We start from the raw sequence: 26,294 nt of genomic DNA, 5'->3' as shown, positions 1-26,294 counted from the left end.
GACCGCGAAATCCAACTGTCACCGAAAGACGCATCAGGTAGAGCTTGGCGGCACGGGCCGAGAGTCTTGGCACCTTACCCGGGGAGATCTCGGGCCTGAGAGGGTTCGAGAAGTCAGCAGAGGCCGTAGTAGCGAGGAAGCCCGGTAACGCGGGTGGAGCGAAGGGCCGAAGGACGCGTGCACCGGTCCGAACGGACGGGGGAGCGCACCCGCGAAGTCATCTGAACCCGAGGGCGTTGCAACTGCGGCAGCCACCCTGCGGGACTGCGGAGCCGAGGGATGTGGATCATCCGGAGGGGACGTTGGAGGTGGCAAGGGGCGACTCCCGGCTGGTGGATTGAGAAGGCGCATGAGTCCAACCGCCGGATGCGGAAAACCGCATGTCCGGTGGTGTGGGAGGGCTGACGGGCGCAATCCCGTCAGCCCGACCCGATCCGGGTTCCAGGTGAACCGCGATCCTGACCCGCTTACCAACCGTAGGGTCGGTCGGTCCTCAGGGCTTCCAGCCCTGATTCTGTCAGGCCAGGATGGCCTGACGACGCATTCGGTGGCCGCAGTGGGCGAAGGGATGATCGAGGCCGACCTTAGCTCGCTCCCACGCTCTGCGTGGGAGTGTCTTGTGGACGCTCCGCGTCCGACGTCCGGCCCGGTGAATGCGTGAGCGTCTCGATCGGAGCGCTCGATCCTTGTTGCCGCGGAATCTCTGATATAGGATGCGCCTTCCTTCCGGTAGACGGAAGACGACGCAATTTCGCCATGCTTTTGTTTTTGATGCCTATTCATGACAGGGTAGGGCGGTAGCGTGCCCGAAGACGACGTTTGAAGGTCGCATGGGTAGGTTTTCAACGCCGGATTAGGCGGCCGAAAAAGGCACCTGGTCCAACCCCGAACTCCGCCTGTTGTTGCTCTCGCACGCCCCCGAGCGTCGCGCCTCTCGGCAACACGCCGGAAAGACTGCCTCTCATAACCGCGAATCCAGACCACGCGCGCCGTGCGAGACGTGCTGCGCCTTGATCTCCTTGGCAACCACGAAGCCGCCGCGCCGGACATCGACGGGGCAGCGCTTGATCCTTGTTGTCGCGGAATCTCTGATATAGGATGCGCCGGTCTTCCGGTTGGCGCCGAAAGACAATGCAGTTTCGCCATGCTTTTGTTTTTGATGCCTATTCATGACAGGGTAGGGCGGTAGCGTGCCTGAAGACGACGTTTAAAGGTCGCACGGGTAGGCTTTCAACGCCGGATTGGACGGCCGAAAAAGGCACCCGGTCTAACCCCGAGCTCCGCCTGTTGTTGCTCTTGCACGCCCCCGAGCGTCGCGCCTCTCGGCAACGCGCCGGAAAGACTGCCTCTCATAACCGCGAATCCAGACCACGCGCGCCGTGCGAGACGTGCTGCGCCTTGATCTCCTTGGCAACCACGAAGCCGCCGCGCCGGACATCGACGGGGCAGCGCTTGATCCTTGTTGTCGCGGAATCTCTGATATAGGATGCGCCGGTCTTCCGGTTGACGCCGAAAGACAATGCAATTTCGCCATGCTTTTGTTTTTGATGCCTATTCATGACAGGGTAGGGCGGTAGCGTGCCTGAAGACGACGTTTACGGGTCGCGCGGTTAGGCTCCCGACGCCGGATTGGGCGGCCGCAAAGGCACCTGGTCTAACCCCGAACTCCGCCTGTTATTGCTCTCGCACGCCCCTCGAGTGTTTCGCCACTCCGCAACGCGCCGGAAGATCTGGCCGACGACGCATGAAAACCGGAACCCTGTCCGGCGTTTCGAGCCGCTCGAGCGCAGTCAACCGTGAAACGCGGACCCCCTCAACCCGACGCGCCGCCCGAGACCAATCCGACCAGAGCATGCCCACCAGCGGCTGGTACGAATACTACGTCGTCGACCCGGACTCACGGGCACGCTCCTTGGCGCTCGCCGTTTACAAGCCGTGCGATGGGCGTTGTTCATAGTCCCGTCCAAGTCCGAGTTCATGGCTTGGTGATGGGCATGCGGGGATTTGGCAGGACCCACGAAATTTCATACCCTTGGAAGTGCAAACTAACCGAGGGTTCGAAAAGATGTTCGAAGATCCTGCCGAGAGTGACTTTAGACCAAGCGCGGGCGCTGCGCTACCCGGACGTTCGAGACCGGGCCGGAGCATCGGCTCATGACGCGACGCACACGCTTGGAGCAAGCCGAGCACATCGCGGCGGCCGAAGCACGGCTGGCGGCGGGGAGACGCAAACGCGCCGTGGCCACCGAGATGGGTATTGCGCGCAGCACCTTGCGCGACTGGTGCGGGGAGGTTCCGCGCGGGGATCCGCCGACGGGCTTGACGGCCTTCGCACGCACCCCGGAGGGGATCGCTTGGCTGCATCGGATGGTGTTGGCGGCGCATTTCAGCATCACCTTGCGGGCGGCGGGCGGCACCCGGCTGGTGAGTGAATTCCTGGAGCTGAGCGGGCTGTCGGCCTTCGTCGGGGTCAGCGACGGCGCGCAGCACGCGCTCAATGTCGACTTGGAAACGGCCGTGGTCGCGGTGGCCGCGGAGCAGCGTACGGCGCTCGCCGAGGGCATGCCGGTGCGTCAGGTGACGGTGTGCGAGGACGAAACCTTTCATCCGGGGATCTGCCTGGTGGCCATCGAGCCGGAGTCGAACCTCATTGTGCTGGAGCAATACGCCGCGGATCGCACCGCGGCGACCTGGACCGCCGCGCTTCAGGACGCCTGCACGGGGCTCGCCGTGGAGGTGATCCAGAGCACCGCCGACGAGGCCAAGGCGCTGCGTCGCCATGCCGAGACGGACCTCCGTGCGCAGCATTCCCCGGACCTCTTTCACGGCCAACACGAGGTCTCCAAAGCCACGTCCTTGGCGCTGGCGCGCGACGTGCGCCGCGCTGAAGCCGGCGTGGCGGCCGCGCAGAAGCACTGGGAGGCCGAGCGCGCGGCGCAGCAGGCGTTCGAGGCGCGCGTGCCGCGCCCGCTCGGGCGTCCACCGGCCTTCGAGACCCGCATTGGCGCCGCCCTGAGCGCGCTGGTCGCCGTCGAAGCCGAACGCGACCGCGCACGGGAGCGGCAGAGCGAGGCGCGCGCATTGATCCGCGAGCTCGGCGTGCTGTATCACCCGTATGATCCGGTGGATGGACAGACGCAGCCGGTGGAGCGCGTGGCGGCGCGCTTCACCGACGTCTGGACGCGCCTGAAGGGATTGGCCGAGGCCGCCGAGCTGCCCGAGCGCGCTCGCGAACGCCTCGCCAAGGCCGAGCGCCTGACCGTGCAGTGGCTCGCCACGCTCGCGTTCTTCTTCGCCACCGTGACCGCCAGGGTCGAGGCCCTCGCGCTATCCCCGGAGCTGGAAGCGGCGGTCCTCGAGCAGCTCATCCCCGGCATCTACCTCGAAGCGCGTCGCCGCCCGCAGCACCGCGGCCGAGACCCGACACCGCGTGCAGGCGGCGAGTACCGCGTTGCTCGACGTCCTGCGGCGCGCCGATCATCCGCTGCAGCGTCTCGCGCCCGAGGACAGCGCTCGGGTCGAACAGGTCGCCGGCGCTTGCGCCGATCTGTTCCAACGCAGCAGCTCCTGTGTGGAAGGACGCAACGGCCAACTGTCGCTGCATCATCACGGGCGTCATCGCTTGAGCGACCGCAGGCTCGCCGCGCTCACCGCCGTGCACAACTTCCACATCCGCCGTCCCGACGGCACGACCGCCGCCGAGCGCTTCTTCGGGCGGACACATCCCGCACTGTTCGAGGAGCTCTCCTGCGTGTGCCCTTGCCGCCGCGACCCCGACGCCGACGGCCACGCCCGCCGAAACTACCCTATCTGATGCCGGTCGCGGCCTGATGGCGGTGGACGGGATAATGAACAAGGCCCGTGCGATGCCTTTCCCGAGCATGCCGTCCATGAGTGCGCACTGCTCCGAGATCGGATCGCACGCAATCACGGGCGTTTGCCCGTCGAATGGCTCGACGACCTGCTGCGCGAGCAGCTCGGGACGCTTTACGGCTTGCTCCCGCGCGGGTTCTCGGTTGCGGCCTTTCTGTTTCTCATTCTGCGTGCCCATGAAGACGCCCCGGAAGGAGAGCGGTTTCGTGCCCCGGCCCCGGAGGAGCCGCTTCGACGTACCGTCGCGGAGGCGATGGACGCGCATGGATTCCAGCCGCGCCGGCACGTCGATCCGATCCTCGACCAAGTGCTCTTCTACGTCGCGACCGGGCGGTTCGTGCGACCCTGGAGCCACTTCGCCCGGACTTGGTCCGTGCTGAAGTGGCTCCAACACCTCACCCAACGGACACGTCGCAACGAGATGGGCTTGACCGCCGGCCGGTGCAAAGCGCCCCGGCATGTGAGCCTGGTCGCCCGCTTCTTCATCCACAGCGATCCCGTGGACCCGTTCAGCATCACCCGATTGTCGATCAAACTGTGCGATCACGACCCGAGGAGCCTGCTCGACGATCCGGAAGACACCCATTCCGGGTACCGGCACTAAGGTGCTTTCCGGGACAGCATTCCATCACGGCCCCCGCCGTTGAACGCAAACAAAACAAGCGACCACCCGAGGCACCCGCAACCGGTCATCAGGATGCGCTTGTCCCTCCCGGACCGAGTTGCTAGGATCACGGGCGGTTTAAACCGCGCCCAGTGCGGTATGCGATGTTTTTGGATGGGATCGGCCCCGGCGGATTTCACAACCGCTGGAGCCGGCGCGGTTTAAAGTATTAAAAAATATCAAATTATAAACCGCGTCTCACCGAGATCGAGGACATCTCCAAAGCCATATGCAAAATGAAAATGACGCATGTCGCTCTGGACGCGGTTTAGGTGAGAACGTCTCGTAAATCGGCGACCCCACGGCCATGCCCCGAAACGACAGGGTTAACGGATAGCGTGTCTGAACGGCATTTCGGGCGCCAACTGGATCGTGGCAACGCCTCCTGCCGATTCACTCCGGCCATGTCGATGCCCCGTCACTAAGGGCTAATCCAGCGCTGTCGACCAATAGAGGAGCGGTTTGCAGTGGAATTCACTCTCGCTTCTCTACCAGCCAAAGCCTCGATCGCACATGCGGGTTGGACTTGATTTCGACGCGGTCTTGCAGACATGCTCCGGGTTCGTAGCGGGCAAAACCCGCCCCACAGCCGGCCTGAGATTGATCGGCAAGAGCCGGTACGCGCGAGTGCTCTTGTAGACCACCTGAGTCAGGAAAAAACCGAACGTAAACGGAGATCATCATGAAATCGGCCTATCTCGTCATCATCCCCCTTTTTATGTTGGCTGGATGTGCTCCGGCCCTGGTCGGTCCAGGAAGCGAGCCAGCCAAGACGGCTCCGCGGATCGTCGACGGCAGAGACGGCAAAACGTGGAACGACCCCGGCTTGTTCGGCCCGGTTCCCCCGAGCCTTCAGCAAGTCGGAGACGAGCACTGCCGAGATGGAGGATTCGAACGTGCGGACGGTTACCATCCGCAGGCTCTCGACTACAACGGCGTGCCCTATTCCGGAGGCGGTTTCTACTGCGTCGGAAAAGCCGATTCATCAAGCTGATATCCCGTGGGGGGGAACGGTTTCATGCCCCGGCCCCGGAGGAGCCGCTGCGACGTACCGTCGCGGAGGCGATGGATGCACATGGATTCCAGCCGCGCCGGCACGTCGATCCAATCCTCGACCAAGTGCTCTTCTACGTCGCGACCGGGCGGTTCGTGCGGCCCTGGAGCCACTTCGCCCGGACCTGGCCCGTGCTGAAGTGGCTCCAACACCTCACCCAACGGACACGTCGCAACGAGATGGGCTTGACCGCCGGTCGGGTCAAAGCGCCCCGGCATGTGAGCCTGGTCGCACGCTTCTTCATCCACAGCGATCCCGTGGACCCGTTCAGCATCACCCGATTGTCGATCAAGCTGTGCGATCCCGACCCGAGGAGCCTGCTCGACGATCCCGAAGACACCCATTCCGGCTACCGGGACTAAGGTGATTCCCGGGAAAGCATCGACCAACATGTAGGGGCGACTTTAGTCGCCCGGTAAGCATCGGCAACACGCACGGCCGGGATGATCATTCCCGGAAATCGCCTAAGGCGATTCCCGGATCGAGTATGGATCGGCACGTAGCGACACGTAGGGACGACTTTAGTCGCCCCAACAAGCATCCCCATCACGGCACCCGCCTGGGGTGGCACACAGCATGCCACCGCGCCACCATCGGTTGCTCTAGTGCAGCACAGCAGATGTGTCGAGACCGTTCGTTGTCGTTGTCGTAATCGACCATCGATAGGACGACGACGACAATTACGACAACGAAGATGATCATGGGCGGTCTCGGAATCTCTGCACCGCTACACTAGTCCATCGCGGTGCAACCGCACCCTACCCGGAATGCCAACAGCCGACCTCCGGCTCGGAACCTCATGACTCGTTTCGACAGCGTCCAACGCGCCCTCCGCGAGAGCCCACGCAGCTGGCTCATCACCGGCGTGGCCGGTTTCATCGGCTCCAACCTCCTGGAGACGCTCCTCGGGCTCGACCAAACCGTCGTCGGCCTCGACAACTTCGCCACCGGCCATCAGCACAACCTCGACGACGTCCAAACCCTGGTCACCGCCGCCCAGTGGAACCGGTTCAGCTTCATCGAAGGCGACATCCGCAACCTCGCCGATTGCCGCCAAGCCTGCGCCCGCGTCGACGACGTCCTGCACCAAGCCGCGCTCGGTTCGGTACCGCGCTCGCTTGAAGACCCGATCACCACCAACGCCACCAACATCGACGGCTTTCTCAACATGCTCGTCGCCGCCCGCGATGCCGGGGCCAAGCGCATCGTCTACGCCGCCAGCAGCTCCACCTACGGCGACCATCCCGGCCTGCCCAAGCAGGAAGACGTCATCGGCAAACCGCTCTCGCCTTATGCCGTCACCAAGGTCGTCAACGAGCTGTACGCCGACGTCTTCGCGCGCGCCTACGGTCTGGACAGCATCGGCCTGCGCTACTTCAACGTCTTCGGCCCACGCCAAGACCCCGACGGCGCCTACGCCGCGGTCATCCCCAAATGGACCGCCGCGCTCATCGCCGGCCAAGAGGTCTTCATCAACGGCGACGGCGAGACCAGTCGCGACTTCTGCTACATCGACAACGCCGTGCAAGCCAATCTCCTGGCCGCGACCGCGCCCGACCCGGCAGCCGCCAACCAGGTCTACAACGTCGCCGTCGGCGAGCGCACCACGCTCAACGATCTCTACACCCTGATCCACCGCCACCTGCTGCCGCGCTACCCGCACCTGCAGGGCGCACAACCCACGTACCGCGACTTCCGCCCCGGCGACGTCCGCCACAGCCTGGCCGACATCACCAAGGCCGCCACGCGCTTGGGATACGCACCCACCCATCGACTCGAGGAGGGACTGGAGATCGCCCTTCCCTGGTACAGCCGGCACACTTAGCCCCCGAGCGTCCGCCCGAACCCCGAACCCCGAACCCCGAACCCACATGGCCCAACACCTCGCCCATCTCACAAACCCCGACACCCCCATCGCCATCATCGGCCTGGGCTACGTCGGTCTGCCGCTCGCCGTGGAGTTCGCCAAACATCGCCCGGTGATCGGTTTCGACATCAACCAAGCCCGCATCGCCGAGCTCACAGCCGGTCGCGACAGCACCCGCGAGACCAGCCCCGAGGACCTCGCCGCCGCCCGCCAGCTCACCTACACCGACGACCTCGATGCCCTGCGCCCCTGTCGCATCTTCATCGTCACCGTGCCCACCCCGGTCGACGAGTACAAGCGCCCCGACCTCACGCCCCTCATCAAGGCGTCCGAGACCGTCGGCAAGGTCCTCAAACCCGGCGACCTGGTCATCTACGAATCCACCGTCTACCCCGGCTGCACCGAGGAAGACTGCGTTCCCGTGCTCGCCCGCGCCTCCGGTCTGACCTACATCCATACCGATCGCCGCACCACGGCACCCGCGGCGCTCCCGAATCCCGACCGCCGAGCATCCGGTGCAGGCGAAGGCGTACGCGTAGGTCGGATCAGCGACAGCGTAATCCGACAACCCACCGCCGAGACCACGGACGAGCCGCCACCCACACCCGAAAACAACGGCTTCTACTGCGGCTACTCCCCCGAGCGCATCAACCCCGGCGACCAAGAGCACCGCCTGACCACCATCAAAAAGGTCACCAGCGGCTCCACCCCGGAGATCGCTGCCATCGTCGATGCCCTCTACAACCAGATCATCGTCGCCGGCACCCACCCGGCCAGCAGCATCCGCGTCGCCGAGGCCGCCAAGGTCATCGAGAACACCCAGCGCGATCTCAACATCGCCCTCATGAACGAGTTGGCGCTGATCTTCAACAAGCTCGGCATCGACACCCTCGAGGTGCTCGAAGCCGCCGGGAGCAAATGGAACTTCCTCCCCTTTCGCCCCGGCCTGGTCGGCGGACACTGCATCGGTGTGGACCCCTACTACCTGACCCACAAGGCCGTCGCCATCGGCTACCACCCCGAGGTCATCCTCGCCGGGCGACGCATCAACGACCGCATGGGCGCGCATGTCGCCGAGACCGTGGTCAAGCTCATGCTCCAAAGCGGCATCGGTGTGTGCAACAGCCGCATCCTCGTCCTCGGCCTCGCCTTCAAGGAAAACTGCCCGGACCTGCGCAACACCCGCGTCATCGACATCATCCTGGCCCTGCGCGAATACAACATCGCCGTGGACTGCTACGACCCCTGGATCGACCGCGCGGAGGCCAAGCACGAATACGGCCTCGACTGTCTGCCCGAGGCCCCGGCCGAAGGCACCTACGACGCCGTCATCCTCGCCGTCGCACACCGCGACCTCGTCGAGACCGGCGCGACCGGGATCCGCCGATGGGCCAAACCCAAGGCGATCCTCTACGACGTCAAATCCGTTCTTCCGTTCAATACGGTGGACGGCCGGCTCTAAGCAAAATTAAACAGAACGATCATCATCGGTTGTGTCGTGCCACGCGATCGCCTCACCGGTAGATTTCGTGGTAAGCCGCCTATCCATTCGCGTAAGCCCATGAAATCACGCTGATGCGTCTTTACCTTGACCTGTGTTGCTTCAATCGCCCCTACGACGATCAGACCCAAACGCGCATTCGCCTGGAAACCGAAGCGAAGATCCTCATTCAGGAGAAAGTGAAGCGGTCCGAATGCGATTTAGTCTGGTCGTCTACGCTGGACTTCGAGAACGCGAACAACCCCTACGATGAACATCGCCTGGCTATCCAGCAATGGCGGTCGTTGGCCTGCACCATCGTGATCGCGGACTCGGCAATCATCGCGAAAGCACAGGAGCTCTCATTACGCGGGCTTGGCCGATACGATGCCCTGCATGTCGCCTCCGCGATGGCGGGCGGTGCGGACCTGTTCGTCACGACGGACGACCGGATCCTCAAGAAAATGTCGCCATCGGAGGTCCTGAAGGTAATCCCGCCCGGAGAGGCTCTCGCCATGTTGGAGCACTGGTATGACAACGGAAACTGAAATCCGCCTGCGGGGCATGCGAGCTCTCATTGACGCGCTCGGTTTGGTCGAAGCCGAGCGATTTGTGGTCTCCATCAACCGAGAAAGGTTCGATTACACGACGTGGCGCCAAAAGGCTTGCCCGATTTGAGCATCGAGCAAATCGCAGCCCGCGCGAACCAACTGTCGGCTGAGCTCGACACGACGCCAAGGGCCTGACGATCATCACCGCCGGCACCCACCCGGCCAGCAGCATCCGCGTCGCCGAAGCCGCCAAGGTCACTAGCTCGCTCCCACGCTCTGCGTGGGAGTGTCTTGTGGACGCTCCGCGTCCGACGTCCGGTGAATGCGTGGGCGTCTCGATCGGATGCGGTTTCCCCGCCTGCGGGGTTCGACGCGGAGCGTCGGGGCTACACTCCCACGCGGAGCGTGGGAGCGAGTTACGCGCTGAACGTATCGAAGGTGATGGGGCGCCTCCAGCGCCGTTGAGCTGGTTCCCAAGCTCCGCTTGGGAACCCGGTACTGGAAGCTCCGCTTCCCGAGAGCAGAGGCGCAAAGCAGAGCGTTGCGGGGGCGAGGGAACGAGAGAACAGCGAGGGAAATCGATCAGCCCTATGAAGACACCGAAGACATCCAAGACACAGCGGCGCGGCCCCACCCACGACAGCGGCTACAAACTGCTCTACGGTCACGCCGCCATGGTGCGCGACCTGCTGCGCGGCTTCGTGCCCGGCGATTGGGTCCAAGCGCTCGACCTCGAGACCCTCGAGCGCTGCAGCGGGAGCTACGTGACCGACGACCTACGCGACCGCGCCGACGACATCGTCTGGCGCCTGCGCTGGGGCCCCGACTGGCTTTACATCTACCTGTTGCTGGAATTCCAATCCACCGTCGATCCCTGGATGGCCGTGCGCATCCAGACCTACCTCGGGCTGCTCTACCAGGATCTCATTCGCGCCGGGACCCTGAGTGCCGCAGGGCGTCTACCCCCGGTCCTCCCCGTGGTGCTCTACAATGGTGTCACGCCCTGGCGTGCTGCCGAGACGCTGGAGCCGCTCATCGAGCCGGCGCCGCCGCTGCTCGAGTGCTATCGCCCGCGACAGGCTTACCTGCTGCTCGACGAGCAGCGCATCGCCAACGCCGGACCCCTGCCCGAGCGCAACCTCAGTGCGGCCCTGTTTCGGCTCGAGGCCAGCCGCGGGGCGGTCGAGGCGATGGGCATCGTGCACGCCGTGCTCGACTGGCTCAAGGCACCGGAACAGACCGGCCTGCGCCGAGACTTCGCGGTCTGGTTCGGTCGCGTCTTCCTGCCCAAGCGCCTGCCCGGCGTGCAACTGCCACCCCTTGGTGAACTGAGCGAGGTGTATCACATGTTGGCCGAGAATCTGGAAACCTGGACCGATCAGTGGAAACGAGAAGGGATGCAGCAAGGCTTGGAGAAAGGTTTGGAGCAAGGCTTGGAGCAAGGCTTGGAGCAAGGCTTGGAGCAAGGCTTGGAGCAAGGCATTGAGCAAGGCATTGAGCAAGGTCGCGAGGCGACCCGCCACATCCTGGTCCGTCAGGTACGCCGTCGTTTTGGATTGACGATCGCCGAGCAGACCGAACCGTTGCTGGCGCGCATCGCCGACCTCCAAACGTTGGAAGACCTCGGCGACCAACTGCTCATCAGTCCCGACGGAAGCCATTGGTTGCAGGCCGTGCGGAGCATGAGTGCCGGAGACGAACACTAGGTCCATGTGCAGAAACCGAGAAACCGGGGACGTGCGGAGTCCGGGGTCAGGTCACCCGTCGCACATTCGGAAACGGCCGATCGGCCTCTAGCTCGCTCCCACGCTCTGCGTGGGAGTGTCTTGTGGACGCTCCGCGTCCGACGCCCGGCCCCGGTGAATGCGTGGGCGTCTCGATCGGAGCGCTCGATCCTTGTTGCCGCGGAATCTCTGATATAGGATGCGCCGGTCTTCCGGTTGACGCCGAAAGACAATGCAATTTTGCCATGCTTTTGTTTTTGATGCCTATTCATGACAGGGTAGGGCGGTAGCGTGCCCGAAGACGACGTTTACGGGTCGCGCGGTTAGGCTCCCGACGCCGGTTGGGCGGCCGCAAAGGCACCCGGTCTAACCCCGAGCCCTACCTGTTGTTGCTCTCGCACGCCCCTCGAGTGTTTCGCCTCTCGGCACCACGCCGGAAGATCTGGCCGACGACGCATGAAAACCGGAACCCTGTCCGACGTTTCGAGCCGCTCGAGCGCAGTCAACCGTGAAACGCGGACCCCCTCAACCGGACCGGATGCGCCGCCCGAGACCAATCCGACCAGAACATGCTCACCAGCGGCTGGTACGAATACTACGTCGTCGACCCGAACACACGGGCGCGCTCCTTGGCGCTCGCCGTTTACAAGCCGTGCGATGCCTTTCCCGAGCATGCCGTCCAGGAGTGCGCACTGCTCCGAGATCGGATCGCACGCAATCACGGGCGTTTGCCCGTCGAATGGCTCGACGACCTGCTGCGCGAGCAGCTCGGGACGCTCTACGGCTTGCTCCCGCGCGGGTTCTCGGTTGCGGCCTTTCTGTTTCTCATTCTGCGTGCCCATGAAGACGCCCCGGTCGTCGACGACGACCCGGAAGGGGAACGGTTTCGTGCCCCGGCCCCGGAGGAGCCGCTTCGACGTACCGTCGCGGAGGCGATGGACGCGCATGGATTCCAGCCGCGCCGGCACGTCGATCCGATCCTCGACCAAGTGCTCTTCTACGTCGCGACCGGGCGGTTCGTGCGACCCTGGAGCCACTTCGCCCGGACTTGGTCCGTGCTGAAGTGGCTCCAACACCTCACCCAACGGACACGTCGCAACGAGATGGGCTTGACCGCCGGCCGGTGCAAAGCGCCCCGGCATGTGAGCCTGGTCGCCCGCTTCTTCATCCACAGCGATCCCGTGGACCCGTTCAGCATCACCCGATTGTCGATCAAACTGTGCGATCACGACCCGAGGAGCCTGCTCGACGATCCCGAAGACACCCATTCCGGCTACCGGGACTAAGGTGATTCCCGAAGAAGCATCAAACAACACATAGAGGCGACGTAGGGGCGACGTAGGGGCGACTTCAGTCGCCCCGAGACGCCCGCGCCGAGATTTATGAGCGACTGAAGTCGCCCCACACTCACGAGACACCCGCACCGAGGTCGAAGCGGGGTAGGGGCGACTTCAGTCGCCCCGAGACGTCCGCGCCGAGATTTACGGGCGACTGAAGTCGCCCCACACTCACGAGACACCCGCGCCGAGGTCGAAGAGGGGTAGGGGCGACTTCAGTCGCCCCGAGACGTCCGTACCGAGATTTACGGGCGACTGAAGTCGCCCCTACACGCTCCCGAGACGTCCGCGCCGAGGTCGAAGAGGGTAGGGGCGACTTCAGTCGCCCCGAGACGTCCGCGCCGAGATTTACGGGCGACTGAAGTCGCCCCTACACGCTCCCGAGACGTCCGCGCCGAGGTCGAAGAGGGGTAGGGGCGACTTCAGTCGCCCCGAGACGTCCGTACCGAAATTTATGGGCGACTGAAGTCGCCCCTACACGCTCCCGAGACGTCCGCGCCGAGGTCGAAGAGGGGTAGGGGCGACTTCAGTCGCCCCGAGACGCCCGCGCCGAGATTTATGGGCGACTGAAGTCGCCCCACACTCACGAGACACCCGCACCGAGGTCGAAGCGGGGTAGGGGCGACTTCAGTCGCCCCGAGACGTCCGTACCGAAATTTATGGGCGACTGAAGTCGCCCCTACACGCTCCCGAGACGTCCGCGCCGAGGTCGAAGAGGGGTAGGGGCGACTTCAGTCGCCCCGAGACGTCCGTACCGAAATTTATGGGCGACTGAAGTCGCCCCTACACTTGCCCACCGCCGAACCCCGAACCCCGAACCCCGAACCCCGAACCCCGAACCCCGAACCCCGAACCCCGAACCCCGAACCCCGAACCCCGAACCCACATGGCCCAACACCTCGCCCATCTCACAAACCCCGACACCCCCATCGCCATCATCGGCCTGGGCTACGTCGGTCTGCCGCTCGCCGTGGAGTTCGCCAAACACCGCCCGGTGATCGGCTTCGACATCAACCAAGCCCGCATCGCCGAGCTCACGGCCGGTCGCGACAGCACCCGCGAGACCAGCCCCGAGGACCTCGCCGCCGCCCGCCAGCTCACCTACACCGACGACCTCGATGCCCTGCGCCCCTGTCGCATCTTCATCGTCACCGTGCCCACCCCGGTCGACGAGTACAAGCGCCCCGACCTCACGCCCCTCATCAAGGCGTCCGAGACCGTCGGCAAGGTCCTCAAGCCCGGCGACCTGGTCATCTACGAATCCACCGTCTACCCCGGCTGCACCGAGGAAGACTGCGCGCCCGTCCTGGAGCAGCATTCCGGGCTTCGTTACCTTGCTTCCCCCTCTCCCCAGCCCTCCCCCGCGAGGGGGGAGGGAGCCCATCTCCCCTCTCCCCACGCGGGAGAGGAGCCGGGGGAGAGGGGGCTGCAACCTAACACCTTCCACCTCGGCTACTCCCCCGAGCGCATCAACCCCGGCGACCGCGAGCACCGCCTGACCACCATCAAAAAGGTCACCAGCGGCTCCACCCCCGAGATCGCCGCCATTGTCGATGCCCTCTACAACCAGATCATCGTCGCCGGCACCCACCCGGCCAGCAGCATCCGCGTCGCCGAGGCCGCCAAGGTCATCGAGAACACCCAGCGCGATCTCAACATCGCCCTCATGAACGAGCTCGCCCTGATCTTCGACAAGCTCGGCATCGACACCCTCGAGGTGCTCGAAGCCGCCGGGAGCAAATGGAACTTCCTCCCCTTCCGCCCCGGCCTGGTCGGCGGACACTGCATCGGTGTCGACCCCTATTACCTCACCCACAAGGCCGTCGCCATCGGCTACCACCCCGAGGTCATCCTCGCCGGGCGACGCATCAACGACCGCATGGGCCCCCATGTGGCCGAGACCGTCGTCAAGCTCATGCTCCAAAACGGCATCGGTGTGTGCAACAGCCGCATCCTCGTCCTCGGCCTCGCCTTCAAGGAAAACTGCCCCGACCTGCGCAACACCCGCGTGATCGACATCATCCTGGCCCTGCGCGAATACAACATCGCCGTGGACTGCTACGACCCCTGGATCGACCCCGCCGAGGCCAAGCACGACTACGGCCTCGACTGCCACGCCGAGCCCCCGGCCGACGGCACCTACGACGCCGTCATCCTCGCCGTCGCCCACCGCGACTTCATCGCGACCGGCGCGACCGGGATCCGCCGCTGGGCCAAGCCCAAGTCGATCCTCTACGACGTCAAATCGGTTCTGCCGGTCGACACGGTCGATGGGCGCCTCTGAGGAACGATTCAGAAACAACCGAAACCCGAAGGATGGGTAGAGCGAAGCGAAACACGTAGGATGGGTAGAGCGAAGCGAAACCCATCCAGCCCGCGCCAAGCGCATCGGACAGAAACCCGGCAACGCGGCGGTTTGGAGGATGGGTTTCGCCGACGCTCTACCCATCCTACGTGTTCATCAAGGCGTTCGCCTTGTTTCGGAATCGTCACTGAAGGACCGGGACGCAAGCCGCGAAGCGGCAACACCCTGGTCAAACTCATGCTCCAAAACAGCATCGGCGTCTGCACACCGGTTCGCCCTTGCCCCATCGCCCCCAACCGGCTAACCTACCGCCGCCGTACAACGCCTGAACAATTTACCCCTCCGCCCATACCCCGAAAACGACAGGGTAGGGCGGTAGCGTTCCCGAAGCGCCGCCCTAGGCCCTTCCCTGACCGTCGAACGAGGCCCCCGCGGGTGGCGCTCTCGCTCCCACGCTGCGAACCCCGGCACTCGCTCCCACGCTCCGCGTGGGAGTGTCGCCCCGACGCTCCGCGTCCCGAACCCGACGCCCACGGTCGAACCCGGCACCATCGACGCACACCGCCATGACCGACGACCTCCACTACCGCGTCCTCAAGCAGCTCGAGGCGCACCCCGACGGCACCCAGCGCGATCTGGCGAAGGCGCTCGGCATCAGCCTGGGCAGCACCAACTTCTGCATGCGCGCCCTCATCGACCAAGGCTGGGTGAAGGTGCAGAACTTCCGCAGAAGCGACAACAAGCGCGCCTACGCCTATCTGCTCACCCCGCAGGGTATCGAGGCCAAGGCCCGCATCACCGCGCGCTTCCTGCAGCGCAAACGCGCCGAATACGAAGCCCTCGAGGTCGAGATCGAGCAACTGACCGCGGAAGCGGCGTCGCACGGACAAACCACCGATGCCACCCCCAAGACCTGATCCACGACGCAACCCGCCCGGTCCCCTCGGCCCCGCCGCGGGCTCGGCCGACGGCCCGGCCATGCCGACCTCGACGGCATCCGCGCGACGCCCTGCCGCGGACATCGCCGCCGCCGTCAAACCGCCAAGGCGCCGGTCACCCGAGGCCCCGAGGCCCGTGACCAAGCCCCGAACAACCCAGTAGGATCCTCTCGCCCTTGAACACCAAGATGCCGCACCCCGATCACAGCGACGCGCACGCCTTGCCCGTCACCGTCTACACCCCGGAATCCTCCCTCGCCAGCCCGGCGAAGATGATCAGGGACATGCTCCGCGACCTCCTCGCCAGCCGCGAGCTCGCCTGGCGGCTGTCCGTGCGCGACATCAGCGCCCAGTACCGCCAAGCCTTTCTCGGCATCCTCTGGGCCTTCATCATGCCGCTGGCCAACACCTTGACCTGGGTCTTTCTCAGCGGCACCGGCATCGTCAAGGTCGGCGAGACCGCCTTGCCTTATCCGGTCTACGTCTTCACCGGCACCATGTTGTGGGCCATCTTCATGGAGGCCATGAACGCCCCGCTGGGGCAGACCAATGCCGCCCGCGGCATGCTCGCGAAGCTCAACTTCCCCCGCGAAGCCCTGATCCTCTCCGGCATTTATAAGACCCTGTTCAACGCCGGCATCAAGATTGCTCTCTTGCTCGCCGTCCTGCCGTTCTTCGGTGTCGAGCTCGGCTGGAACCTGCTGCTGTTCCCGATCGCCCTGTTCTCCTTGATCCTGATCGGCACCGCCATCGGTCTGCTCATCACGCCGGTCGGCATGCTCTACACCGACATCGGCCGGGCCCTGCCCTTGCTGATGCAGTTCGTCATGTACCTGACACCGGTCGTCTTTCCCATGCCGAAAGAGGGCATTGCCGCGACCCTCTTCAGCCTCAATCCGCTCTCGCCGATCATCCTGACCGCGCGCGACTGGTTGACCGGCGTATCGCCCGAGCACCTTGTCGCGTTCGTCGTCGTGAATGTCCTCGCCTTCGCGCTGCTGCTCGTCGTCTGGGTCATCTACCGCCTCGCGATGCCGATCCTCATCGAGCGCATGAGTGCCTGACACCTGGAGTTTTGGTTTTTCGAGCGATTTCGCGAACTGACCGCGAAGGAGACTTGGGCGATGCTGAACGTGTCGATTCGCAGGCCCCCGTCGGACGCAAGTCCGACCCACCCCGGCTCGGGCTTCAGCCCCGTTGTGGGTCGGGCTTCAGCCCGACGCCCCCCTGAAGTCAGACGGCCTCGCTCGTAAGACCGTTGCGCCAGGCAAAGCCCGGAAGGAGAGGAAGATAGCGAACGGATAAGCAAATCGGAAACTCCTTTTTGCGACCCACCGGGTGCAAGTCCCGAGCCGGTAAGGAGTGGCCATCCACCGGAACCGAGTGTTGCGTGGTGCGGGAGCGATCCCGCCTGCAAAGCGTACACAGGGGGCGTGCATGCCGTGTGATGGAGCCCCGTCACTGAATCCAGCGGAGCCGACGTATTCGGAACACCGGAAGGCAACAGTTTCGGCATCGTAACGGCCTGATGTCGAGACTCCGCCGGGGTCTAAGAGCAGGGCATGTACGCACGGGTCGTCCAGGAACCCGGGAGCGCTCAGTTGTTCCTGACGTCGTCCAGGGGCGCGCCGAGCGTTTTCGGGTCGGACTTGGAGTTGCAGCTTCCAGGTGCCGGAGGAGATTCCTTCGTCGGGATTACGGCGGGTGATGCCAGGTTAAAGATCAAAGGTTAAAGGATCAGGGCGGGCAGGGGGATTGACTGGTTGAGTGGTGGGAGGTCCGTCGTCCTGATGAGAGCGATGCCGGGGTGTTCAATCCCGACCGTTGTCGGGTCGCCTTGGTGTATTGGCAAGGGTGGCGCGATGATTCTCGATGGTCGAAACTTTCTCTGGTAGAAACTGAACCAATTTCGATTCCGCTGAGACATTTTCGAGCCACACCCGCCCAAGATCCCGATGCAGAGCCTTGGTTACGCGCACCTGATCGAGCACTACCGGCTGCCTGCCCTGCAGAGCGGTCCGCCTGCCTATCGGTCCACCGCTGTCAACCGGCGGGTCGCTACCGGGACAGAGATCCGGTTCCCGGTCAACGTCGCGCTCGAGGACAGTCCGCTCGGGCACCTTGAGTTCGCGCTGCGCAACGAGGGCATCGACCTGGCAGTGATCGCCGCCGCCCTTCGCCATATCGACCGCGAAGCCCTCGTGCTGCGGCTGCGGGAAATACCCAACGGTGAGTCCATCCGGCGCATCGGGTTTCTCTGGGAATGGGTCCACGATTGCCCGCTGGATGCCGGTATTCAGGTGTCCGCGCGCTATATCGAACTCTTGCCATCGGATCGCTATGTCACCGCTGCGCGCCCGCGGCGCCATGCTGGTTACCGGGTGATCGACAACACCCTGGGTGACCGCCGTTTTTGCCCGATGGTGTCGAAAGCGGCGGCGCCGGATGCGGATGTCCTGCCATCCTTGCTGGCCAGGCTTGACGCCTTGTCCGCCAGCGCGCGCAGCGACGGTACCTATGACCGCGCCTTGCAGTACCTCTATTTATCCGAGACGCGCGGCAGCTTTGCGATCGAGCGCGAGACGCCCAGCGCCAGCAAGGAGGCGCGCTTCGTGCAGATGCTGCACCGGGTTGGGGAACAGGCCGATATCGACGAGGCCCGGTTGGTCGCGATCCAGAACGTTGCCGTGCGTGATGTCTTCAGTCAGGAGTCGAGCTACCGCAACGAGCAAAACTGGTTGGAAAGCCGTACGGGACGCATCAGCTTCTTTCCGCATCCGCCCGAACGTTTGCGCGAAACCCTGGCGGGTTGGGAAGCCTTCGTCAACGATCGCCAGCGGGGTATCGATCCGCTGGTCAAGGCCGCCTGTGCGGCGTTCGGCTTCGTTTATCTGCATCCGTTCATGGATGGCAATGGACGCCTCCACCGCTTTTTGATTCATCATGTGTTGGCGCATTCCGGCCTGGTCCCGGCGGATTTGATCGTCCCGGTTTCGGCGGTGATCATGAACAACATCCCCGCGTATCATGCCGTGCTGACGGGATTCTCCGAGCCGGTGACACGGCTATGGGATTACCGCCGCCATGACGATGGTCCGGAGATTCTCAACGATCCCGGGCCGACGCCCTATCGGTATTTCTGTGCCGATCGGGAAGTCCGCTTTTTGACGAAGATGATCCAAGTCGCCATCGAAGAGGAAATACCTCGCGAGCTTGCCTATCTGAGCGGCTATGATCAGGCGGTGCGGCGCATCGATGCTCAATTCGATCTTCCGCAAAAGGACATCGGCCGCTTGGTGCGGATGATTCAGGGGAATGGCGGCACACTTTCGCGGAATAAACGCGCGAGCTTTCCGAGCTTGCCGGATGATGTTATCGAGACTGCCGAGGCGATTGTCAGGCAGGCTTTTTCCGAGTGATCCGATGGGACACCTTGGAGGAAGACATCTCCATCGATGGCTTGCTGAGCGGCGGCCTCGCCGCGCTCCGATCGGATATTCCGTAGGCAACGCCATCCCCCGGTCGGATGGGTCGAGCGTGGGCGATGCCGATGCGTTGCGCGGACAAAGCCGGATACTCTGGATAGTTTCTCCCTCGGAAAGACAAATCAGCGTTCATTTGTCTTGCCTGGAAAGACACGATGAACGACATGAGGATGCCGGTGGAAGACATCATCGCGGATCCGCGTCCAAAGCGAGATGCTACTTTCGAGTGAGTTCGACGTTTGGTGAATCCACGGCCCTTAGCGGGGGCCGCGGTTTAAAATTCGCTCGTGCCACCCGCTCTTCGCTCGTGACATCCGCTCTGCGGTGTCACGCATGCCCCCGGCGCTCTGCGCCACGTGCCACGATGGTCGAAGTGACGAGCAAGGCCGACCCTACGATCTGACAGGGGCCGGCGCAAACTGCGCAATCGTTCTAGCATCCCACCGGTACCCTTGGCCACAGGGCAGATTGCCATCACCGATGATGAAGACGATGAGCACGACCGGGAGTGGGCCATGACCGACAACATCGAAAGTCTCGTACTTGAGAACCTCCGCGCGATTCGTGCAACACAGGACAAACATACCGAGCGCTTTGCCGGAATCGAATCGCGCATGAGCAACTTGGAACTGACGGTTGCGGGTATGCGGCGTGATCTGGCGCACATGTATGGCGAAATCGTCGAGCAGCACGCGCACACGGACCAACTCGTCGCCCGAATCGAAGGCATCGAGCGTCGTTTGCAATTGCAGGACGGCTGAGCACTGGGAGGCAGCCCGGCGTTTTCCGAACACATCGGCACGGCACAGACCGACGGCCCGTACAGCGGATTCCACCGTTCCTTTCGGGTCCGCTGCACGGACCTAAGGTGATTTCCGGGAAAGCATCGACCAACATGTAGGGGCAACTTTAGTCGCCCGATAAGCATCGGCAACACGCACGGCCGGGATGCTCATTCCCGGAAATCGCTTAAGATCATACGCAACGCGCCCCAGCCTTGAAGCTGCTGATCGACGAAAATCTTTCACCGCGACTTGCGGCCCGGGCTAACCAGCAGGGATTGGAAGCTCACGAACCAGGTACTCGAAGTGAAGACCTTGGGCGATTTGGTGCGGCATGCGATTCCTGAGTGTGCCCCGCGGGCGCCATCCCGGCGACCGCCTTCAACACCGGCGGTGTGCCCGATCGGTTGGACGTCATCCATGCCTTGCTCCCGAATCCGGCCGCCTTGGGTGGCGACCGCCCAAGGTCCGCACGGCGGGCCTTGCTCGTAACTACGACCATCGTGGCACGTGGCGCAGAGCGCCACGGGGCATGCGTGACACCGCGGAGCGGATGTCACGAGCGACTGATGTTTTGGGTGGCCGGTCTTACGAGCGAGGCCGCACGGCGTATCGACTGCAGGGTCCGCTGTGCGGACCGACGGCCTCACAATCACCTGGAACGTTGCGGCTTAAGCCGAGGCAGCATCGTGACACTCGACGACAGGGCGTAGGTTGTGCCGAGCCGTGCGAGGCACAACCAACCGTCGGCGCAAGTTGTGCTTCCTATCGTCAGCACAACCTACGGGTATGGAAGTTTGCGGAAATCGCTTAAGCCGAGGCAGCATCGTGACACTCGACGACAGCGAACAGATTCAGCAGGACGGATTGACCATCGGTGATTTCCGGGAAAGCATCGACCAACATGTAGGGGCGACTTTAGTCGCCCGGTAAGCATCGGCAACACGCACGGCCGGGATGATCATTCCCGGAAATCGCCATCGATGTCTGAGTCACCGTTCAATAACCACTGATCCATCCTAGCCCCTCTCCCCTCGCGGGAGAGGGGTTGGGGAGAGGGGCCACGCCCGAAACGCTTGCCGCGGTCGCCCTCGAGACCATGAATCGGCGTGCCATTACCGCCTTGTTCGTCGTGGAAGGCCGGCAACCGCTCGGAATCCTGCACATTCACGACCTTCTCCGCGCAGGAGTTGTTTGAAGTCGAAAGCCCCGCTGGCGTGATCCGAAGCGGTCTCGCCAAGATCAGAGCGTCAACATGCACCTAGCCGATCTTCACTTCAACAATACCGCAAGCTGCACCCTTGCCCCTCCGCCCTCAACCGGCTACCCTAGCACCGCTGTACAACGCCTGAACAATACACCCCCTCGCCAATATCCCGAGAACGACAGGGTAGGGCGGTAGCATTCCCGAACCGCCGTCGCAAGCCCGCCTCGGAGCATCGAGCGGGGTCCCTCAGGGTATCGACGCCAAGGCCCGCATGACCGCGCGGTTCCTGCAGTGCAAACGCATCGACTACGAAGCCGTCAAGGCCAAGATCGTCCAGCTCGACGCCGAGGGCAGATCCCAATCCGAGCCGTAGCCCCCGTTGTCGGGCTTCAGCCCGACATCCCGACGGGTACTCGCTCCTGCGCTCCGCGTGGGAGTGTAGCCCCGACGCTCCGCGTCGCGACCCAAGCCCAGGCGGCCATGCCGGCTCGGACCACCGACACATCCCCGGCACAGCGCATCGGCCCGGCGGCAGGGACGCGGAGCGTCCCGACGACACTCCCACGCGGAGCGTGGGAGCGAGGACAGGTTAGAGTGGAACTCTATGATGCTCAAAATGCTTCCTAAATCGGTAAGTCACTTATGCTCTGCGAAAAATCCATCCTCATCACCGGCGGCACCGGCTCTTTCGGTAAAGCGTTCGTCAAGACAGTCCTCGATCAGTGTCCGAACCTCAAGCGCCTTGTCATATTCAGCCGCGACGAGCTCAAGCAGTTCGAGATGGAACAGGTGTTCAGCCCGTCGCGCTATCCAGGCATCCGGTATTTCATCGGCGACGTCCGTGACTACAGCCGCCTCAAACGCGCCCTCGAAGGCATCGACACCGTCATCCACGCCGCCGCGCTTAAACAAGTCCCGGCCGCCGAATACAACCCCTTCGAGTTCATCAAAACCAACGTCCTCGGCGCCCAGAACCGGTCGACGCCTGTCTGGACAGCGACGTGAAGAGGGTCATCGCACTCTCCACCGACAAGGCCGCCGCCCCGATCAACCTCTACGGCGCCACCAAGCTCTGCTCGGACAAGCTCTTCACCGCCGCCAACAACGTCCGCGGCAAACGCGACATCCGCTTTGCCGTCGTGCGCTACGGCAACGTCATGGGCAGCCGCGGCTCGGTCATCCCCTTCTTCCTCGAGCGCCGCAGCACCGGCGTCTTGCCCATCACCGACCCGGAGATGACCCGTTTCAACATCAGCCTGCAGGACGGTGTCGATATGGTCCTCTGGGCACTGGAAAACGCCCACGGCGGCGAGATCTTCGTCCCCAAGATCCCCAGCTATCGCATCATGGACGTTGCCGAAGCCATCGGTCCGGAGTGCGAGCGCCCGATCGTGGGTATCCGCCCCGGCGAGAAGATCCACGAAGAGATGATCACCGCCAGCGACAGCTTCAACACCGTCGACCTCGGCCGCTACTTCGCCATCTTGCCGCAGTCCGCCAAATACAGCCGCGAGCAATACTGCACCCTCAACAATTGCCAGCCCGTCCCGGAAGGCTACGCCTACAACAGCGGTACCAATCCGGACTTTCTCGGCGTCGAGGAACTGCGCGCGCTGATCCGCCAGCACGTCGAACCATCATTCTAGGTCTGATGTCTGTACCAGGTAGCAACCCTGTATGCCTGGCTTGCCGTGGGTCCGAGTCGCGTGATACTTCTGACGGCAATCCGCGGACCTGAGTGATCACTAGGCACGATCTGGAGCTGGGGACCATGAAAAAACACAAAGTGACTAATCGTCCGGCCAAAACCATCCGGCCGTTCCGCCCGCAATCGGCTGGTGCTGAGATTCATGCCATTGCGCGCACGGTCGATCAACTCGAGGCTGATCCCAAAGCGCTTCAGCGCGTCATGCAGCGCGCCGGCATTGTCACGAAAAAGGGCAAGCTAACGAAAGAATTCGGCGGCTGATGGCGGCGACTCCGCGTTAGATCAACTCAGCGAATCCTACAGGGCCCTGAAGGCTTCGAAGCTTCCCGATCTCCCCCAAAACGTCGGTGGTATCGACAAACTCCAGCGCCATCTGGATTGCGCCGTCGTCGAGCTGCTTCACGCAATACGCGAAGATGCCGCGACAGAACAAGGCCAGTCATTGCAGCCCTACCAGACGGTGCGCGGTGCATTCTGGGAAGGTGACGAGTTGTATCCAGATGCTGGCTTTCGTGAAAAAAATCATGTGCAGCTGGTTGTAAGAGATACCGGCTGCATCAAGGGCTATTTTCGTCCCATCCTGCCCTAAGTGAGTTCTAGTTAGGTGATTTCCGGGAAAGCATCGACCAACATGTAGGGGCGACTTTAGTCGCCCGGTAAGCATTGGCAACACGCACGGCCGGGATGATCATTCCCGGAAATCGCCTTAGACTCCTAAACCGCGCCAGCTCCGACAGTCGTCGGAGCTGGCGCGGCCGATCCACTCCAACAAATGACGCATACCGCACCGGGCGCGGTTTAGCAGCGTTCGTTATCGTTGAGCAAACCCAATAACCATGATCCCCTACGGCCGCCAAGACATCACCGAATCCGACATCGCCGCGGTCGAGTCCGTCCTACGCTCCGACTACCTGACCCAAGGCCCAGCGATCCCACGCTTCGAACAAGCCGTAGCGGACGACTGCGGCGCGGCCTACGGCATCGCCGTCAACAGCGCCACCAGCGCCCTGCACATCGCCTGCCTGGCACTCGATCTCGGACCCGGCGACCGGCTCTGGACCAGTCCCAACACCTTCGTCGCGTCGGCCAACTGCGCACGCTACTGCGGAGCCGAAGTGGATTTCGTCGACATCGACCCGCGCACCTACAATCTCAGCGTCGCGGCCCTCGCCGCCAAGCTGGAGCAGGCCGAGCACGCGGGCAAGCTACCGAAGATCCTGATCCCCGTGCACTTCGCCGGTCAGCCCTGCGACATGCCGGCCATCGCCGCGCTGGCCGAGCGCTATGGCTTTCGGACCATCGAAGACGCCTCACACGCCATCGGCGCGCGCTGCGACGGCGAGCCCGTCGGCAACTGCCGCCACAGCGACATCACCGTCTTCAGCTTTCACCCGGTCAAGATCATCACCACGGGGGAGGGCGGTCTTGCCGCCACAAACGACCCGGTACTGGCCGAGCGCATGGCCCGCCTACGCACCCATGGCATCACCCGCGATCCGGCCCACATGCAGGGCGAGCCCGCCGGCCCTGGGACTACCAACAGATCGAGCTCGGCTTCAATTACCGCATGACCGACATCCAGGCCGCCCTCGGCGCGAGCCAATTGCAGCGGCTCGAGGACTATGTCGCTCGCCGCGAGGCGTTGGCCGCACGCTACGACCAGCTCTTGGCCGATCTGCCGGTCGTGACCCCATACCGCGACCCACGCCATCGGTCCGCGCTCCACCTGTATCCGATCCAGGTCGACGACGCCGCCGGCCCGGACCGCCTCGCCGTCTTCCACGCCCTGCGCGAAGCCGGCATCGGCGTCAATGTGCACTACATCCCCGTGCACACCCAGCCCGACTACCGACGCCTCGGCTTCCGACAGGGCGACTTCCCCGACGCCGAGGCTTACTATAGCCGGGCTATCAGCCTGCCCTTGTACCCGACGATGACAGAAACCCAACAGGATCAGGTCGTCGAGGCGCTGTGGCAGTCCCTTGACGATGCCGGTGGCGTTGCGTCCTAAGGGATACGGGCTTGTTTTCGGGAAACGATCAACCACCTGTTGGGTGTCTGCATGACGCACAACCGATGCCCCAATCAGAATTGTCGCCATACATGATTCTCCTGGGTTCGCCATGAATCAACACACTCAGATCTACGAGCAAGATATCGATGCCTGGATCGACCAACAGGTCCGACTCCTCAAAGAAGGCAGGTTGCGTGAGATCGATGTGGAGCATCTGATCGAAGAGCTTCAAGATATGGGCAAGAGCAATCGCAGGGAGTTGGAAAGCCGATTGATCATCCTGATCGCCCACCTCTTGAAATGGCAATACCAAAGAGATGCGCTATCGGATCAGTGGAAAGAGTTCGAGGGTAAGGGTTGGCGCAACACCATCATTGAACAACGGGTGCAGCTCCTTTTCCTGCTGAAAAAGGTTCCAAGCCTCCGATCCATGATTCAAGACGCGATCGCTGAGGTCTATTCCGATGCCCGCCGCCTTGCAGTCAGAGAAACCGGATTAAAACCCAACGTGTTTCCGGAACAATGTCCCTACGTCTCTGATCTTCTCCTAGACGAAGACTACTATCCCGATAACCAATAACCAATAACCAATAACCAATAACCAATAACCAAACCCGATTCAGCGGGCACTCAAGGTGACCGCGGAGGGTCGCGTGGCCATGTTTCAACCCGAGCACCGGCTGACCCGCTCGCAGGATCTGGAGCCCGCCTACCATGACGCGGGGCAGTTCTACTGGGGCAGGACCGACGCCTTTCTGGAGGATCTCCAGACCTTCTCCGCCGCTGCGCTGCCCATCGTCCTGCCGCATGACCGCGTGCAGGATATCGATACCGAGGAGGACTGGCGGCGGGCGGAGTGGATGTTCCGTGCGATGCAGGCGGAGGGAGTCTGAGTTGAGTGTTGGGGATGGTGGGTTGGTTATCGGTTATCGGTTATTGGTTATTGGTTATTGGTTATTGGTTATCGGTTATCGGTTATCGGTTATCGGTTATCGGTTATCGGTCTCGCTCGTTAGGTCGGCAACCTCACCTTCTGGTGCTCGTGACATCCGCTCTGCGGTGTCACGCATGCCCCGTGGCGCTCTGCGCCACGTGCCCCAATGGGCGAAATGACGAAAGAGACTGATCAGGGGTCTTATGTTTGGCCGCAGAACACTTGGGCGGTCACCGACAATGGCGATCCGTTGGAGGCGATGCTCGAAAATGCCGGCCAAGGCGTCTATCACGGCTATCCGATGCCGCAGGACGATCCGTTCCGGGCCGAGGTCCCGGGACGATGGAACGCCAGATGAGCGCATTCGAGAT

The 26,294-nt window shown here is 63.3% G+C and carries 25 protein-coding genes; 23 read left to right on the top strand and 2 right to left on the bottom strand.

Translation table 11 applies throughout. The features are described from left to right. Positions 1-961: 961 nt before the first annotated feature. Complete coding sequence (locus KFB96_RS07055; RefSeq protein ID WP_213462772.1) at positions 962-1,171, bottom strand: hypothetical protein; 210 nt, start codon at positions 1,169-1,171, stop codon at positions 962-964. A 178-nt stretch (positions 1,172-1,349) separates the two neighbouring features. Then, on the bottom strand, positions 1,350-1,559 hold the full coding sequence (locus KFB96_RS07050; protein ID WP_213462774.1) for a hypothetical protein: 210 nt from the start codon (positions 1,557-1,559) through the stop codon (positions 1,350-1,352). A gap of 1,871 nt (positions 1,560-3,430) precedes the next feature. Here KFB96_RS07050 and KFB96_RS26500 point away from each other — a divergent pair. From KFB96_RS26500 to KFB96_RS06940, 23 genes are all read left to right on the top strand, one after another. Further along, positions 3,431-3,814, top strand: coding sequence for a DUF6399 domain-containing protein (locus KFB96_RS26500; RefSeq protein ID WP_300971792.1), 384 nt, complete (start codon positions 3,431-3,433; stop codon positions 3,812-3,814). A 123-nt stretch (positions 3,815-3,937) separates the two neighbouring features. Then, complete coding sequence (locus tag KFB96_RS07040) at positions 3,938-4,477, top strand: hypothetical protein (protein WP_213462776.1); 540 nt, start codon at positions 3,938-3,940, stop codon at positions 4,475-4,477. A gap of 742 nt (positions 4,478-5,219) precedes the next feature. Continuing rightward, complete coding sequence (locus KFB96_RS07035; protein WP_213462778.1) at positions 5,220-5,531, top strand: hypothetical protein; 312 nt, start codon at positions 5,220-5,222, stop codon at positions 5,529-5,531. 71 nt (positions 5,532-5,602) lie between these two features. Then, positions 5,603-5,953 carry a hypothetical protein gene (locus KFB96_RS07030; protein ID WP_213462766.1) on the top strand — a complete coding sequence of 117 codons (351 nt, stop codon included), beginning with the start codon at positions 5,603-5,605 and terminating at the stop codon, positions 5,951-5,953. A gap of 437 nt (positions 5,954-6,390) precedes the next feature. Further along, positions 6,391-7,416: an NAD-dependent epimerase/dehydratase family protein gene (locus KFB96_RS07025; RefSeq protein ID WP_213501841.1), complete on the top strand. Its 1,026-nt coding sequence runs from the start codon at positions 6,391-6,393 to the stop codon at positions 7,414-7,416. Between the two features lie 46 nt (positions 7,417-7,462). Beyond that, positions 7,463-8,920 carry a nucleotide sugar dehydrogenase gene (locus tag KFB96_RS07020; RefSeq protein WP_213501838.1) on the top strand — a complete coding sequence of 486 codons (1,458 nt, stop codon included), beginning with the start codon at positions 7,463-7,465 and terminating at the stop codon, positions 8,918-8,920. 113 nt (positions 8,921-9,033) lie between these two features. Further along, the gene (locus KFB96_RS07015; protein ID WP_213462780.1) at positions 9,034-9,486 is read left to right on the top strand and encodes a PIN domain-containing protein; all 453 of its coding nucleotides are present in this window, start codon (positions 9,034-9,036) and stop codon (positions 9,484-9,486) included. A gap of 593 nt (positions 9,487-10,079) precedes the next feature. Continuing rightward, the gene (locus tag KFB96_RS07010) at positions 10,080-11,195 is read left to right on the top strand and encodes an Rpn family recombination-promoting nuclease/putative transposase (RefSeq protein ID WP_213501836.1); all 1,116 of its coding nucleotides are present in this window, start codon (positions 10,080-10,082) and stop codon (positions 11,193-11,195) included. Between the two features lie 587 nt (positions 11,196-11,782). Further along, a complete protein-coding gene (locus tag KFB96_RS07005) occupies positions 11,783-12,499 on the top strand; it encodes a hypothetical protein (protein ID WP_213462784.1) in 717 nt (238 codons plus the stop codon). A gap of 937 nt (positions 12,500-13,436) precedes the next feature. After that, a complete protein-coding gene (locus KFB96_RS07000; RefSeq protein ID WP_213462786.1) occupies positions 13,437-14,834 on the top strand; it encodes a nucleotide sugar dehydrogenase in 1,398 nt (465 codons plus the stop codon). Between the two features lie 587 nt (positions 14,835-15,421). Next, complete coding sequence (locus KFB96_RS06995) at positions 15,422-15,772, top strand: MarR family EPS-associated transcriptional regulator (protein WP_213462788.1); 351 nt, start codon at positions 15,422-15,424, stop codon at positions 15,770-15,772. 197 nt (positions 15,773-15,969) lie between these two features. Then, the gene (locus KFB96_RS06990; RefSeq protein WP_300971360.1) at positions 15,970-16,857 is read left to right on the top strand and encodes an ABC transporter permease; all 888 of its coding nucleotides are present in this window, start codon (positions 15,970-15,972) and stop codon (positions 16,855-16,857) included. 891 nt (positions 16,858-17,748) lie between these two features. Continuing rightward, positions 17,749-19,212, top strand: coding sequence for a Fic family protein (locus KFB96_RS06985; RefSeq protein WP_213462790.1), 1,464 nt, complete (start codon positions 17,749-17,751; stop codon positions 19,210-19,212). A gap of 581 nt (positions 19,213-19,793) precedes the next feature. Beyond that, positions 19,794-20,039 (top strand): hypothetical protein, encoded by a 246-nt coding sequence (locus tag KFB96_RS06980; protein ID WP_213462792.1) that lies wholly within the window; start codon positions 19,794-19,796, stop codon positions 20,037-20,039. A 1,120-nt stretch (positions 20,040-21,159) separates the two neighbouring features. Then, positions 21,160-21,258 (top strand): hypothetical protein, encoded by a 99-nt coding sequence (locus KFB96_RS06975; protein ID WP_213462928.1) that lies wholly within the window; start codon positions 21,160-21,162, stop codon positions 21,256-21,258. Between the two features lie 651 nt (positions 21,259-21,909). Continuing rightward, positions 21,910-22,272: a polysaccharide biosynthesis protein gene (locus tag KFB96_RS27460; RefSeq protein ID WP_366931597.1), complete on the top strand. Its 363-nt coding sequence runs from the start codon at positions 21,910-21,912 to the stop codon at positions 22,270-22,272. Beyond that, positions 22,269-22,913, top strand: a complete 645-nt coding sequence (locus KFB96_RS27455; protein ID WP_366931598.1) for a polysaccharide biosynthesis protein — start codon at positions 22,269-22,271, stop codon at positions 22,911-22,913. Before KFB96_RS27460 ends, KFB96_RS27455 begins: the two co-directional genes overlap by 4 nt. 125 nt (positions 22,914-23,038) lie before the next feature. Continuing rightward, the gene (locus KFB96_RS06960; protein ID WP_213462794.1) at positions 23,039-23,236 is read left to right on the top strand and encodes a hypothetical protein; all 198 of its coding nucleotides are present in this window, start codon (positions 23,039-23,041) and stop codon (positions 23,234-23,236) included. Between the two features lie 575 nt (positions 23,237-23,811). Next, a complete protein-coding gene (locus KFB96_RS26495) occupies positions 23,812-24,546 on the top strand; it encodes an aminotransferase class I/II-fold pyridoxal phosphate-dependent enzyme (RefSeq protein ID WP_300971359.1) in 735 nt (244 codons plus the stop codon). Beyond that, positions 24,543-24,986, top strand: coding sequence for a DegT/DnrJ/EryC1/StrS family aminotransferase (locus tag KFB96_RS26490; RefSeq protein WP_300971358.1), 444 nt, complete (start codon positions 24,543-24,545; stop codon positions 24,984-24,986). The genes KFB96_RS26495 and KFB96_RS26490 overlap by 4 nt, the downstream gene beginning before the upstream one ends. Positions 24,987-25,098: 112 nt before the next feature. After that, entirely contained in the window at positions 25,099-25,569 is a 471-nt protein-coding gene (locus KFB96_RS06950; protein ID WP_213462796.1) for a DUF29 domain-containing protein, read from the top strand. A gap of 73 nt (positions 25,570-25,642) precedes the next feature. After that, complete coding sequence (locus KFB96_RS06945) at positions 25,643-25,882, top strand: hypothetical protein (protein ID WP_213462798.1); 240 nt, start codon at positions 25,643-25,645, stop codon at positions 25,880-25,882. A gap of 216 nt (positions 25,883-26,098) precedes the next feature. Further along, positions 26,099-26,281 carry a hypothetical protein gene (locus tag KFB96_RS06940; protein WP_213462800.1) on the top strand — a complete coding sequence of 61 codons (183 nt, stop codon included), beginning with the start codon at positions 26,099-26,101 and terminating at the stop codon, positions 26,279-26,281. The last annotated feature ends 13 nt before the right edge of the window (positions 26,282-26,294 follow it).

It is taken from the genome of Thiocapsa sp., assembly GCF_018399035.1.
Lineage (GTDB): Bacteria > Pseudomonadota > Gammaproteobacteria > Chromatiales > Chromatiaceae > Thiocapsa.
The sequence above is the reverse complement of the archived record's forward strand: the minus strand, read 5'-3'. Positions and strand labels throughout refer to the sequence as shown.

Bases quoted from the DNA above. Each gene is read 5' to 3' on its own strand.
- KFB96_RS26490 (WP_300971358.1), top strand. From the start codon at position 24,543: ATGACCGACATCCAGGCCGCCCTCGGCGCGAGCCAATTGCAGCGGCTC.
- KFB96_RS06960 (WP_213462794.1), top strand. From the start codon at position 23,039: ATGAAAAAACACAAAGTGACTAATCGTCCGGCCAAAACCATCCGGCCG.
- KFB96_RS26495 (WP_300971359.1), top strand. From the start codon at position 23,812: ATGATCCCCTACGGCCGCCAAGACATCACCGAATCCGACATCGCCGCG.
- KFB96_RS07020 (WP_213501838.1), top strand. From the start codon at position 7,463: ATGGCCCAACACCTCGCCCATCTCACAAACCCCGACACCCCCATCGCC.
- KFB96_RS07050 (WP_213462774.1), bottom strand. From the start codon at position 1,559: ATGAATAGGCATCAAAAACAAAAGCATGGCGAAATTGCATTGTCTTTC.
- KFB96_RS06985 (WP_213462790.1), top strand. From the start codon at position 17,749: ATGCAGAGCCTTGGTTACGCGCACCTGATCGAGCACTACCGGCTGCCT.
- KFB96_RS06995 (WP_213462788.1), top strand. From the start codon at position 15,422: ATGACCGACGACCTCCACTACCGCGTCCTCAAGCAGCTCGAGGCGCAC.
- KFB96_RS07015 (WP_213462780.1), top strand. From the start codon at position 9,034: ATGCGTCTTTACCTTGACCTGTGTTGCTTCAATCGCCCCTACGACGAT.
- KFB96_RS07055 (WP_213462772.1), bottom strand. From the start codon at position 1,171: ATGAATAGGCATCAAAAACAAAAGCATGGCGAAACTGCATTGTCTTTC.
- KFB96_RS06950 (WP_213462796.1), top strand. From the start codon at position 25,099: ATGAATCAACACACTCAGATCTACGAGCAAGATATCGATGCCTGGATC.
- KFB96_RS06980 (WP_213462792.1), top strand. From the start codon at position 19,794: ATGACCGACAACATCGAAAGTCTCGTACTTGAGAACCTCCGCGCGATT.
- KFB96_RS07005 (WP_213462784.1), top strand. From the start codon at position 11,783: ATGCTCACCAGCGGCTGGTACGAATACTACGTCGTCGACCCGAACACA.
- KFB96_RS07035 (WP_213462778.1), top strand. From the start codon at position 5,220: ATGAAATCGGCCTATCTCGTCATCATCCCCCTTTTTATGTTGGCTGGA.
- KFB96_RS07025 (WP_213501841.1), top strand. From the start codon at position 6,391: ATGACTCGTTTCGACAGCGTCCAACGCGCCCTCCGCGAGAGCCCACGC.
- KFB96_RS06940 (WP_213462800.1), top strand. From the start codon at position 26,099: ATGACGAAAGAGACTGATCAGGGGTCTTATGTTTGGCCGCAGAACACT.
- KFB96_RS07000 (WP_213462786.1), top strand. From the start codon at position 13,437: ATGGCCCAACACCTCGCCCATCTCACAAACCCCGACACCCCCATCGCC.
- KFB96_RS27460 (WP_366931597.1), top strand. From the start codon at position 21,910: ATGCTCTGCGAAAAATCCATCCTCATCACCGGCGGCACCGGCTCTTTC.
- KFB96_RS07030 (WP_213462766.1), top strand. From the start codon at position 5,603: ATGGATGCACATGGATTCCAGCCGCGCCGGCACGTCGATCCAATCCTC.
- KFB96_RS06975 (WP_213462928.1), top strand. From the start codon at position 21,160: ATGAATCGGCGTGCCATTACCGCCTTGTTCGTCGTGGAAGGCCGGCAA.
- KFB96_RS07010 (WP_213501836.1), top strand. From the start codon at position 10,080: ATGAAGACACCGAAGACATCCAAGACACAGCGGCGCGGCCCCACCCAC.